The following is a 13000-nucleotide window of genomic DNA, read 5'->3' on the forward strand; positions in this document are numbered from 1 at the left end:
AATAAATCCCCCGGCGCAGTAGCGTTTAGTCGCGTTTTAACGGTGCAACCAGCCTGGCAGCCAGTCGCCGTGGGCGGCAATCAGGTCGTCAACAAGAGCATATATTTCATCAATGCCCAGCACGGCGGCAGTATGCGGGTCCATCATCGCGGCGTGGTAAACACGGTCGCGATTTTCCGTAAGAATGGCTTCAGTCAGCAGCGTCTGTACGTTGATGTTGGTTTGCATCAAGGCGGCCAGATGCGAAGGTAGCGTACCGACTTTGGTCGGCTGAATGCCATTAGCATCAACCAGACAGGCTACTTCCACGCAACATCCTTGTGGCAGGTTATCAATCAATCCATCGTTACGGACGTTGCCGTAAATCACACTCGGCTCGCCAGTCCAGATAGCGTTCATGATTGTGCTGGCATATTCCCGTGACGGTTTAATATCAATCCGGGAGGCGTTCTTATACTCCTCCAGCTCTTTATGCCAGTTCGCCAGCTGCTCGACGCAGCGTTTCGGGTACTCATCCAGCGGTACTTTATAACGCTCAATCAAATCCTCACGACCTGGCTTAATAAACCACGGCGTGTACTCAGCAAAATGTTCTGACGATTCCGTGACGAAGTAGCCCAGCTTTTTGAACATTTCGTAGCGCACAATATTCTGGCAGCGAGTATTGCCATGAATATTCGGCTTCGGTGCCTGCCCTGCTTCATAAACCGCCAGCAGTTCCGGGTAGAGATTCACGTAACTGCCGTCGGCGGTTTTGCGCTCCAGTTCCAGGTAAAACGCCATATGGTTGATACCTGCGCAACGGTAACGCAGCGTAGCCGGGTCGATATTGAGGTCACGCGCCAGCTCTTCCGCCGTTCCCTGCACTGAATGGCACAGCCCTACCTGTTTGATATGCGGATAGCGGGCATACATCGCCCAGGTATTCATCGCCATTGGGTTAACGTAGTTGAGCATGGTGGCATCGGGGCAGACTTCCGTCATGTCCTCGCAAATTTGCCACAGATGCGGAATGGTACGTAGCGCGCGCATAATACCGCCCGGCCCCAACGTATCGGCAATGGTTTGTTCCAGACCATGTCGCTTACAGACCTCGAAATCAGTCACCGTGCAAGGTTCATAACCGCCAATCTGAAATGCCACCACGACAAAATCAGCATCCTGTAAGGCTTCTTTCTGTTGGGTGTGGCAGGTGATTTTGCCGCTGGCCCCTGCTGAATCCATCAGCTTACGCACCACAATGTGCGACTCTTCCAGGCGGGTGGGATCAATGTCCATCAGGGCAATATGCGCCGTTTTCAGCGCCTCGCGATGGAACACATCACCAAGAATATTTTTAACGAAAATCGTCGAACCAGCGCCGATAAATGTAATTTTGGGTGCAGACATCATGCAGATCTCCTGGCTTGCTTGAATAACTTCATCATGGCAGGCGAATCTGCAGAAAACCTCCGTCTTCCAGGTTGAGCATTCCCATAAACTCAGATCCTGCGTGAAGCAGCAGTAAATCTGAGTTTATGGGAATAAGTTACCTGAAAAGCAGAGTTTTCGGCCTCATGATGCTCGGACGCTCCCCTCGCCGCTGTGGGAAGAGGGTGAAAACCGTGCTCCCACTCGCAGTCATCCTCCCTCACTCCTGCCATAATTCTGATATTCCAGGAAAGAGAGCCATCCATGAATACAGATACGTTTATGTGCAGCAGCGACGAAAAACAGACCCGCAGCCCGCTGTCGCTGTATTCGGAATACCAGCGGATGGAGATTGAGTTTCGCGCACCGCATATCATGCCCACCAGCCACTGGCATGGTCAGGTCGAAGTGAATGTGCCTTTCGATGGCGATGTGGAATACCTGATCAACAATGAAAAAGTGAATATCAATCAGGGTCATATCACGCTGTTCTGGGCCTGTACACCGCACCAACTAACAGATACCGGAACCTGTCAGAGCATGGCGATTTTTAATCTGCCGATGCATCTGTTTCTCTCCTGGCCGCTGGATAAAGACCTGATTAACCACGTTACTCACGGCATGGTGATCAAATCACTGGCGACACAGCAACTTAGCCCGTTTGAAGTGCGCCGCTGGCAGCAGGAATTGAACAGTCCGAACGAGCAAATTCGCCAGCTCGCCATTGATGAAATTGGCCTGATGCTCAAGCGATTTAGCCTCTCTGGCTGGGAACCGATTCTGGTCAATAAAACCTCGCGCACACACAAAAACAGCGTCTCGCGCCATGCGCAATTTTATGTCAGCCAGATGCTGGGCTTTATTGCCGAAAACTATGATCAGGCACTGACCATCAACGATGTGGCTGAGCACGTCAAACTTAACGCCAACTATGCAATGGGGATATTCCAGCGGGTCATGCAATTGACGATGAAACAGTACATTACCGCGATGCGCATCAACCACGTTCGCGCGTTACTGAGCGATACCGATAAAAGTATTCTCGATATTGCCCTGACGGCAGGCTTTCGTTCGAGTAGCCGTTTTTACAGCACGTTCGGCAAATATGTCGGCATGTCACCGCAACAATACCGCAAACTTAGCCAACAGCGCCGCCAGACGTTTCCCGGCTAAAGACGATATCAGTATCAGCCAAAAAAATAGTTTAGCCGTCGATAATAAGCAGTGAAAATAATTTAAAATAATCACATAACATATTGTTTATAAAAACAAATATTTCAAAAATGTTTGTTTTTCACGCGCTTTACAGCCCGAAAAGGCCGGAAGATACTTGCCCGCAACGAAGATTCCTTCATAACCGGGTAAGCAATGATGAAAGTATTAATTGTTGAAAGCGAGTTTCTCCATCAAGACACCTGGGTCGGTAACGCCGTTGAGCGTCTGGCAGATGCTTTAAGCCAGCAAAATGTTACCGTGATTAAATCCACCTCCTTTGATGATGGTTTTGCCATTCTCTCTTCAAACGAAGCCATTGACTGCCTGATGTTCAGCTATCAAATGGAACATCCGGACGAACATCAAAACGTCAGACAATTGATCGGTAAGCTTCATGAGCGCCAACAAAACGTGCCGGTCTTCCTGTTGGGCGATCGGGAAAAAGCCCTCGCCGCAATGGACCGGGATCTGCTGGAGCTTGTCGATGAATTCGCCTGGATTCTGGAAGATACCGCCGACTTTATCGCCGGACGCGCCGTTGCCGCGATGACCCGCTACCGCCAGCAACTGTTGCCGCCACTGTTCAGCGCGCTGATGAAATATAGCGACATCCATGAATATTCCTGGGCAGCGCCAGGCCACCAGGGCGGCGTTGGTTTTACCAAAACACCCGCCGGACGTTTCTACCATGACTACTATGGTGAAAATCTGTTCCGCACCGACATGGGCATCGAACGCACTTCCCTCGGTTCTTTGCTTGACCATACTGGCGCATTTGGCGAAAGCGAAAGATATGCCGCACGCGTATTTGGTGCCGATCGCTCCTGGTCGGTAGTCGTCGGTACTTCCGGCTCTAACCGCACCATCATGCAGGCTTGCATGACCGATAACGATGTCGTGGTCGTTGACCGTAACTGCCATAAATCCATCGAACAAGGCTTGATGCTGACAGGCGCGAAACCGGTCTACATGGTGCCAAGCCGCAACCGCTACGGCATTATCGGGCCAATCTATCCGCAGGAAATGCAACCTGAAACCTTGCAGAAGAAAATCAGTGAAAGCCCGCTGACTAAAGACAAAGCCGGGCAAAAACCGTCTTACTGCGTGGTGACCAACTGTACCTATGACGGCGTGTGTTATAACGCTAAAGAAGTGCAGGATCTGCTGGAAAAAACCTCCGATCGTCTGCACTTTGACGAAGCCTGGTACGGCTATGCACGTTTCAACCCGATCTATGCCGATCACTATGCCATGCGCGGCGAACCTGGCGATCACAACGGTCCTACCGTTTTCGCCACCCACTCCACCCACAAACTGCTGAATGCGCTGTCACAGGCCTCTTATATTCATGTACGTGAAGGTCGTGGGGCGATTAACTTCTCCCGCTTCAACCAGGCCTACATGATGCATGCCACCACCTCCCCGCTGTATGCCATCTGCGCATCCAACGACGTGGCGGTGTCGATGATGGACGGCAACAGCGGCCTGTCACTGACCCAGGAAGTGATCGACGAAGCGGTTGATTTCCGTCAGGCGATGGCGCGGCTATATAAAGAGTTCACCGCTGACGGTAGCTGGTTCTTCAAACCGTGGAACAAAGAAGTCGTCACCGACCCACAAACCGGCAAAACCTATGACTTTGCTGACGCACCAACCAAACTGCTGACCACCGTTCAGGACTGCTGGGTCATGCATCCGGGCGAAAGCTGGCACGGCTTCAAAGATATTCCGGATAACTGGAGTATGCTCGACCCGATTAAAGTCAGCATCCTTGCTCCGGGAATGGGTGAAGATGGTGAACTGGAAGAAACCGGCGTTCCGGCGGCGCTGGTCACAGCCTGGCTTGGTCGCCACGGCATTGTGCCTACCCGTACCACTGACTTCCAGATTATGTTCCTGTTCTCTATGGGCGTGACCCGTGGGAAATGGGGGACTCTGGTTAACACCCTTTGCTCCTTCAAACGCCACTATGATGCCAACACACCGCTGGCGCAGGTGATGCCGGAACTTGTTGAACAATATCCTGACACTTACGCGAACATGGGGATTCACGATCTGGGTGACACCATGTTTGCCTGGCTGAAAGAAAACAACCCTGGCGCACGGTTGAATGAAGCCTATTCCGGCCTACCGGTGGCGGAAATCACCCCGCGTGAAGCGTACAACGCGATTGTCGACAACAATGTCGAACTGGTATCCATTGAAAATCTGCCAGGACGTATCGCGGCAAACTCAGTTATCCCGTATCCGCCAGGAATCCCGATGCTGCTGTCTGGTGAAAACTTCGGCGATAAAAACAGTCCGCAAGTAAGTTATTTACGCTCGCTGCAATCCTGGGACCATCATTTCCCTGGATTTGAACACGAAACAGAAGGGACAGAAATTATTGACGGTATTTACCACGTTATGTGTGTGAAAGCGTAACCACTATTCCGCTGAAGGCGTAATTGTTAAATAACATTACGCCGCCTGGCTTGAGGCCTTTTAAGTATGGCAACGTTTTCATAAAAATTGCTGCAAACAAAAAATGTCATGCTTTTTGCGCGGTCCCACCCCGCGCTTTTTTTTGCCTGTTATTTATCCTTTTTTTAGCCTGTAAAAAAATATGTACATGAGAAATTACTATAAAAATTTGTAATATTAGTAAAACTCGTTATTTTTATGCATGTTTATATTCATCATACAATTATATAACCATTTCCCGGTATCGCTTCGCTTTAGCGAGAACTGGTCTTTTATTCGCACTCAGGAGTACATGTATGAGGATTTGCAGCGACCAACCTTGTATTGTTTTATTGACTGAAAAAGATGTCTGGATAAGGGTGAATGGGAAAGAACCTATTAGCCTTAAAGCTAACCACATGGCGTTATTAAATTGTGAAAATAATATTATCGACGTCTCCTCTCTTAATAACACTTTGGTTGCTCATATTAGTCACGACATCATCAAAGATTACCTCCGGTTTCTGAATAAAGATCTCTCGCAAATACCAGTATGGCAACGTAGCGCTACGCCCATCCTCACCCTTCCATGCCTGACGCCAGACGTCTTTCGCGTTGCCGCGCAGCATAGCATGATGCCCGCTGAAACTGAGTCAGAAAAGGAACGAACACGTGCATTATTATTCACTGTGCTATCCCGTTTTCTCGACAGTAAAAAATTCCTTTCACTAATGATGTATATGTTACGTAATTGTGTAAGTGACAGCGTTTATCAAATTATTGAAAGCGATATCCACAAAGACTGGAATCTTAGTATGGTAGCCAGTTGTTTATGTCTTAGCCCAAGTCTGTTAAAGAAAAAGCTGAAAAGCGAAAACACCAGTTATAGCCAAATAATCACCACCTGCCGCATGCGTTATGCCGTAAATGAATTAATGATGGACGGTAAAAATATCTCTCAGGTATCACAGTCCTGCGGCTACAACAGTACGTCGTACTTTATTTCTGTCTTTAAAGACTTCTACGGTATGACGCCGCTGCATTATGTTAGTCAGCACAGAGAACGCACTGTCGCCTGATTTTTAACCTTAACGAAGAGCTATATTAATAACGGCATCAGCGATAACCCGGCCGATAATAATTCAACTATCGAATGCAGGCGTATGATATGACGTAATTTATTGTCACGAAGCTCGCCTTCGCAGGAGTTTAATTATGTCTTCGGATGCTGATGCTCACAAAGTGGGCTTAATCCCCGTCACCCTGATGGTGTCGGGGAATATTATGGGGTCAGGTGTTTTTCTGTTACCTGCAAACCTGGCCTCCACTGGCGGGATTGCCATTTATGGATGGTTGGTGACGATTATCGGTGCGCTGGGGCTCTCGATGGTATACGCCAAAATGTCGTTCCTCGACCCAAGTCCTGGTGGTTCTTACGCTTACGCCCGCCGCTGCTTTGGCCCGTTTCTCGGTTATCAAACCAACGTCCTCTACTGGCTGGCCTGCTGGATCGGCAATATCGCCATGGTGGTCATTGGCGTAGGATATTTAAGTTACTTCTTCCCGATTCTGAAAGACCCATTGGTATTAACCATCACCTGCGTCGTGGTGCTGTGGATCTTCGTCCTGCTGAACATTGTCGGTCCGAAAATGATCACCCGCGTACAGGCCGTTGCTACCGTGCTGGCGCTGATCCCCATCGTCGGGATTGCCGTATTTGGCTGGTTCTGGTTCCGTGGTGAAACCTATATGGCGGCATGGAACGTCAGCGGTCTGGGCACCTTCGGTGCGATTCAAAGTACCCTTAACGTTACGCTGTGGTCGTTCATCGGTGTGGAAAGTGCCTCCGTTGCCGCAGGTGTGGTGAAAAACCCGAAACGCAACGTCCCTATCGCCACCATTGGCGGGGTATTGATTGCTGCCGTTTGCTATGTACTTTCTACCACCGCGATTATGGGGATGATCCCTAATGCCGCACTGCGCGTTTCTGCTTCGCCATTCGGTGATGCCGCACGGATGGCGTTGGGTGACACCGCCGGGGCCATTGTTTCCTTCTGCGCAGCTGCGGGTTGCTTAGGTTCACTGGGCGGCTGGACGTTGCTGGCGGGTCAAACGGCGAAAGCCGCTGCCGATGACGGACTGTTCCCACCGATTTTTGCCCGTGTAAATAAAGCGGGCACGCCAGTGGCGGGGCTGATTATCGTCGGTATTTTGATGACCATCTTCCAGCTCAGTAGCATTTCGCCAAACGCGACCAAAGAATTCGGTCTGGTTTCTTCCGTGTCGGTCATCTTTACACTGGTGCCATATCTTTACACCTGTGCGGCGTTACTGCTGCTCGGCCACGGTCACTTTGGTAAAGCACGCCCGGCATACCTGGCAGTTACTACCATTGCCTTCCTCTACTGCATCTGGGCCGTAGTAGGGTCCGGCGCGAAAGAGGTTATGTGGTCATTTGTCACTCTGATGGTAATCACCGCCATGTATGCGCTGAATTACAACCGGCTGCATAAAAACCCGTATCCCTTAGATGCACCAATAAGCAAAGATTAATTCCCCTTAATCAAGCAAACATAAAAGCCAACCTTAAGAACTTAAGGTTGGCTTAATTTTGCTTTGCGAGCATATGCGCACTTTGTTCGATGGAAACACCGTGATGTTGAAGCGCCTACTAAAAAGACCCTCTTTAAATTTATTCTCCTGGTTATTACTTGCTACTTTTTATATCTCAGTCTGCCTGAATATCGCCTTTTTTAAACAGGTGCTACAGGTGTTACCGCTGGATTCACTGCATAACGTGCTGGTTTTCTTGTCGATGCCGGTCGTCGCATTCAGCGTGATTAATATTGTCCTGACACTAGGCTCTTTCTTATGGCTTAATCGTCCACTCGCCTGCCTGTTTATTCTGGTCGGTGCGGCTGCACAATATTTCATCATGACCTATGGCATCGTCATCGACCGTTCAATGATCACCAATATCATTGATACTACGCCGGCGGAAAGTTATGCGTTGATGACGCCACGAATGTTATTAACGCTGGGGTTAAGTGGCGTGTTGGCCGCGATTATTGCCTGCTGGATCAAAATCAAACCCACCACCTCACGCCTGCGCAGCGTTCTTTTCCGCGGGGCCAACATCCTGATTTCTGTACTGCTGATTCTGCTGGTTGCCGCACTGTTCTACAAAGACTATGCCTCGCTGTTTCGCAACAACAAAGAACTGGTGAAATCCTTAAGCCCGTCCAACAGCATTGTTGCTAGCTGGTCGTGGTACTCTCACCAGCGGTCAGCCAACCTGCCACTGATACGCATTGGTGAAGATGCTCACCGCAACCCATTAATGCAAAATGGGAAACGCAAAAACCTGACCATTTTGATCGTCGGAGAAACGTCGCGCGCAGAGAATTTCTCGCTGAATGGTTATCCACGCGAAACCAATCCTCGCCTGGCAAAAGATAACGTGGTCTATTTCCCTAATACCGCATCTTGTGGCACAGCAACAGCCGTCTCAGTGCCGTGCATGTTCTCGGATATGCCGCGTGAGCACTACAAAGAAGAGCTGGCACAGCACCAGGAAGGCGTGCTGGATATCATTCAGCGAGCGGGCATCAACGTGCTGTGGAATGACAACGATGGCGGCTGTAAAGGTGCCTGCGACCGCGTGCCTCACCAGAACGTCACCGCGCTGAATCTGCCAGGTCAGTGCATCAACGGCGAATGCTATGATGAAGTGCTGTTCCACGGGCTGGAAGATTACATCAATAACCTGCAGGGTGATGGCGTGATTGTCTTACACACCATCGGCAGCCACGGCCCGACCTATTACAACCGCTATCCGCCGCAGTTCAGGAAATTTACCCCAACCTGCGACACTAACGAGATCCAGACCTGTACCAAAGAGCAACTGGTGAACACTTACGACAACACGCTGGTTTACGTCGACTATATTGTTGATAAAGCGATTAATCTGCTGAAAGAACATCAGGATAAATTTACCACCAGCCTGGTTTATCTTTCTGACCACGGTGAGTCGTTAGGTGAAAATGGCATCTATCTGCACGGTCTGCCTTATGCCATCGCCCCGGATAGCCAAAAACAGGTGCCAATGCTGCTGTGGCTGTCGGAGGATTATCAAAAACGGTATCAGGTTGACCAGAACTGCCTGCAAAAACAGGCGCAAACGCAACACTATTCACAAGATAATTTATTCTCCACGCTATTGGGATTAACTGGCGTTGAGACGAAGTATTACCAGGCTGCGGATGATATTCTGCAAACTTGCAGGAGAGTGAGTGAATGAAAATTCTGATTGTTGAAGACGATACGCTGTTATTGCAGGGATTAATTCTGGCGGCGCAAACCGAAGGCTACGCGTGCGATGGCGTGACAACCGCGCGGATGGCGGAACAAAGCCTTGAGGCCGGTCATTACAGCCTGGTGGTACTGGATTTAGGGTTACCCGACGAAGATGGACTGCATTTTCTCGCCCGTATCCGGCAGAAAAAATACACCCTGCCGGTACTGATCCTCACCGCTCGCGATACGCTGACCGACAAAATCGCCGGGCTGGATGTCGGTGCCGATGACTATCTGGTGAAGCCTTTTGCGCTGGAAGAGTTACACGCCCGTATCCGCGCCCTGCTACGACGCCATAATAATCAGGGCGAAAGTGAGCTGATTGTTGGCAATCTGACGCTGAATATGGGTCGCCGTCAGGTATGGATGGGCGGTGAAGAGTTGATTCTGACGCCCAAAGAATATGCTCTGCTGTCACGGTTAATGCTCAAAGCAGGCAGTCCGGTGCATCGGGAAATTCTCTACAACGACATCTATAACTGGGACAATGAACCCTCGACCAACACCCTGGAAGTGCATATCCACAATCTGCGCGACAAAGTGGGCAAAGCCCGTATCCGCACCGTGCGCGGATTTGGCTATATGCTGGTCGCAAATGAGGAAAACTAATTGAATCTGATGCGTTTTCTGCGCCGACCAATATCGCTGCGCCAACGGCTGATATTGACCATCGGGGCCATTTTGTTGGTGTTTGAGCTGATCAGCGTCTTCTGGCTATGGCATGAAAGTACCGAGCAGATTCAGCTGTTTGAGCAGGCGCTACGCGACAATCGCAACAACGATCGCCACATCATGCGTGAGATCCGCGAGGCGGTCGCCAGCCTGATTGTCCCCGGCGTCTTTATGGTCAGCCTGACGCTATTTATCTGCTATCAGGCGGTACGCCGCATCACCCGCCCGCTGGCGGAGCTGCAAAAAGAGCTGGAAGCGCGCACCGCCGACAACTTAACGCCCATTGCCATTCACAGCGCCACCCTCGAAATCGAAGCGGTGGTTTCAGCGTTAAACGATCTGGTCAGTCGCCTGACCAGCACGCTGGATAACGAAAGGTTGTTTACCGCTGACGTCGCGCACGAACTGCGAACGCCACTGGCGGGGGTGCGTTTGCATCTGGAACTGCTGGCGAAAACGCATCACATTGATGTAGCACCGTTAGTGGCTCGACTTGATCAGATGATGGAGAGTGTCTCCCAGCTGCTGCAACTGGCGCGTGCCGGACAGTCATTTTCTTCCGGGAATTATCAACATGTAAAACTGCTGGAAGATGTCATTCTCCCCTCGTATGACGAACTCAGTACCATGCTCGACCAGCGACAGCAAACCCTGCTATTGCCAGAGAGCGCCGCCGACATCACCGTTCAGGGTGATGCAACCCTGCTGCGGATGTTATTGCGAAACCTGGTAGAAAACGCCCATCGTTACAGCCCGCAAGGCAGCAACATTATGATTAAGCTGCAAGAAGATGGCGGAGCAGTCATGGCCGTTGAAGATGAAGGACCGGGTATTGATGAGAGTAAATGCGGGGAGTTGAGTAAAGCGTTTGTACGTATGGACAGCCGTTATGGCGGGATTGGTCTGGGGTTAAGTATTGTCAGCCGCATTACACAGTTGCATCACGGGCAGTTTTTCCTGCAAAACCGGCAAGAGACTTCCGGCACGCGGGCCTGGGTACGGCTGAAGAAAGATCAGTACGTGGTAAACCAGATATAAAGAAAGCTGCTGACCACCAGCACGCTGAACACGGTAGTTAAACTTTCATAAACACGGTTTTTCATTGCACTCTCCTCCGTTAACCTGGAGGAGAGTATGCGCGTCAGAGATTAAGTGAACCTTAAGAGTTCAATTGGCCTGATAAGACAGCGTCACATCAGGCCATCCGTTTCAGCTTATTCATCAATTCGCGGATGTTGCTGCACCAGGCGGGTACGTTTCGCCTGCAAATCGGCAATCTCGTGGTCAATATCATCGATTTTCTGCTCGATATTATCGTAATGCTCGACGAGAATTTCCTTCGCTTCCTGTATATCTGACGCCGCCGGTGTCGCACCTTTCAACGGACGATTTGCCGTCTCTTTCATGGTTACGCCGGTGATTAAACCAACCACCGCCACTACCATCAGGTAATAGGCAGGCATCATCAGATTCTGCGAGCTTTCGACCAGCCAGGCCGCCAGTGTTGGCGTCAGACCGGCAACCAGCACCGAAATATTAAATGCCGCCGCCAGCGCGCTGTAACGGATATGCGTCGGGAACATCGCTGGCAAGGTAGAAGCCATAACGCCCGTAAAGCAGTTAAGGATCACCGCCAGCATCAGTAACCCGGCAAAAATCAGGCCGATGACGTTACTGTTAATCAGAATAAACGCCGGGATCGCCAACACAAACAGTGCAACACTACCAAGTAGCACAAACGGACGACGGCCAAAACGGTCACTCAGCAAGCCCATCACCGGCTGGACAAACAGCATACCGATCATAATGGCGATAATAATCAGCACCCCGTGGTCTTCGGAGTAATGCAGGTTATGCGACAAATAACTCGGCATATAGGTCAGCAACATGTAGTAAGTCACGTTGGTGGCAATTACCAGACCAATACATGTCAACAGGCTGCGCCAGTATTTAGTGGCAATCTCTTTAAACGAGACTTTCGGGCCATCCTGCAAACCTTCGCGGTCGCCCTGTTCCAGTTTATCAACATGCTGCTGGAACGCCGGAGTCTCTTCCAGCGCATGGCGCAGGTAAAGCCCGATAATCCCTAACGGCAGAGCAATAAAGAACGGAATACGCCAGCCCCAGTCGAGGAAGTTCGCTTCGCCGACAATGGTCGAAATTAACACCACCACGCCCGCACCCAGCACAAACCCGGCAATAGAACCGAAGTCCAGCCAGCTGCCCATAAAGCCACGTTTACGGTCAGGGGAGTATTCCGCAACAAATATCGACGCCCCGGTATATTCACCGCCGACCGAGAAACCTTGTGCCATCTTACAGATCAACAGCAGAATCGGTGCCCAAATACCAATCGTGTCGTAGGACGGTATTAAGCCAATACAGAACGTACTGATCGACATAATCACAATAGTGATAGCGAGGATCTTCTGGCGACCATATTTATCGCCCAACATACCAAAGAAGAGTCCACCAAGCGGTCGAATCAGAAAGGGAACGGAGAAAGTGGCAAGTGCAGCAACCATCTGCACGCTGGGGTCAGCCCCCGGGAAAAAAACTTTACCTAATGCGTAAGCAACAAAACCATAAACACCAAAATCAAACCATTCCATTGCATTACCCAGTGATGCTGCGGTAATGGCTTTACGCAGTTTACCGTCATCAATAATGGTGACATCACGAAGGGTAATTGGTTTTACTTTTTTCCTTTTCAGCATAGCTTTCCTCGCAGAGTTGGCCCATTTCCGCAAACGCCAGAAAAATCAGCGCGACGGCCGCAAAAGGGGAGCGGGAATTGCAGGATGCAATCTCTGTAACAAGCGTAGCGGGTTTGCTTACACCCTCCGGTTAAGGAATGTACAATCAAACCAGTTGACGCCTGAATTGGGCAGTTAATGACCTTTTT

General features: G+C 50.3%; 10 protein-coding genes. 7 read left to right on the forward strand and 3 right to left on the reverse strand.

Annotated features, from left to right (window positions below; all coding sequences use genetic code 11):
• Positions 1 to 36 precede the first annotated feature (36 nt).
• Positions 37 to 1392 (reverse strand): alpha-galactosidase, encoded by a 1356-nt coding sequence (gene melA, locus ACJHWT_RS07875; RefSeq protein ID WP_000986628.1) that lies wholly within the window; start codon positions 1390 to 1392, stop codon positions 37 to 39.
• A gap of 282 nt (positions 1393 to 1674) precedes the next feature.
• Between melA and melR the strand changes: the two genes are divergently transcribed.
• The 7 genes from melR (at position 1675) to pmrB (ending at position 11133) form a co-directional block, all read left to right on the forward strand.
• Positions 1675 to 2583 carry a transcriptional regulator MelR gene (gene melR, locus ACJHWT_RS07880; RefSeq protein ID WP_001090758.1) on the forward strand — a complete coding sequence of 303 codons (909 nt, stop codon included), beginning with the start codon at positions 1675 to 1677 and terminating at the stop codon, positions 2581 to 2583.
• A 198-nt stretch (positions 2584 to 2781) separates the two neighbouring features.
• Positions 2782 to 5049 carry an arginine decarboxylase gene (gene adiA / locus ACJHWT_RS07885; protein WP_076838075.1) on the forward strand — a complete coding sequence of 756 codons (2268 nt, stop codon included), beginning with the start codon at positions 2782 to 2784 and terminating at the stop codon, positions 5047 to 5049.
• Between the two features lie 335 nt (positions 5050 to 5384).
• Positions 5385 to 6146, forward strand: a complete 762-nt coding sequence (gene adiY / locus ACJHWT_RS07890; RefSeq protein ID WP_001217059.1) for a DNA-binding transcriptional activator AdiY — start codon at positions 5385 to 5387, stop codon at positions 6144 to 6146.
• A gap of 136 nt (positions 6147 to 6282) precedes the next feature.
• Entirely contained in the window at positions 6283 to 7620 is a 1338-nt protein-coding gene (adiC, locus tag ACJHWT_RS07895) for an arginine/agmatine antiporter (protein WP_000093154.1), read from the forward strand.
• Between the two features lie 103 nt (positions 7621 to 7723).
• Complete coding sequence (eptA, locus tag ACJHWT_RS07900) at positions 7724 to 9367, forward strand: phosphoethanolamine transferase EptA (RefSeq protein ID WP_001696433.1); 1644 nt, start codon at positions 7724 to 7726, stop codon at positions 9365 to 9367.
• On the forward strand, positions 9364 to 10032 hold the full coding sequence (gene basR / locus ACJHWT_RS07905; protein WP_000697915.1) for a two-component system response regulator BasR: 669 nt from the start codon (positions 9364 to 9366) through the stop codon (positions 10030 to 10032). The genes eptA and basR overlap by 4 nt, the downstream gene beginning before the upstream one ends.
• Positions 10033 to 11133 carry a two-component system sensor histidine kinase PmrB gene (pmrB, locus tag ACJHWT_RS07910; protein WP_001052139.1) on the forward strand — a complete coding sequence of 367 codons (1101 nt, stop codon included), beginning with the start codon at positions 10033 to 10035 and terminating at the stop codon, positions 11131 to 11133.
• Here pmrB and pmrR read toward each other — a convergent pair.
• Both pmrR and proP read right to left on the reverse strand, forming a co-directional pair.
• Positions 11109 to 11198 (reverse strand): LpxT activity modulator PmrR, encoded by a 90-nt coding sequence (gene pmrR, locus ACJHWT_RS07915; protein WP_000797658.1) that lies wholly within the window; start codon positions 11196 to 11198, stop codon positions 11109 to 11111. The two genes, pmrB and pmrR, sit on opposite strands and share 25 nt — an antisense overlap.
• Before the next feature lie 111 nt (positions 11199 to 11309).
• Entirely contained in the window at positions 11310 to 12812 is a 1503-nt protein-coding gene (gene proP / locus ACJHWT_RS07920) for a glycine betaine/L-proline transporter ProP (protein WP_001298520.1), read from the reverse strand.
• Positions 12813 to 13000 lie beyond the last annotated feature (188 nt).

This window comes from Escherichia sp. WS338 (assembly GCF_046486405.1).
GTDB classification, from domain to species: Bacteria; Pseudomonadota; Gammaproteobacteria; order Enterobacterales; family Enterobacteriaceae; genus Escherichia; species Escherichia coli.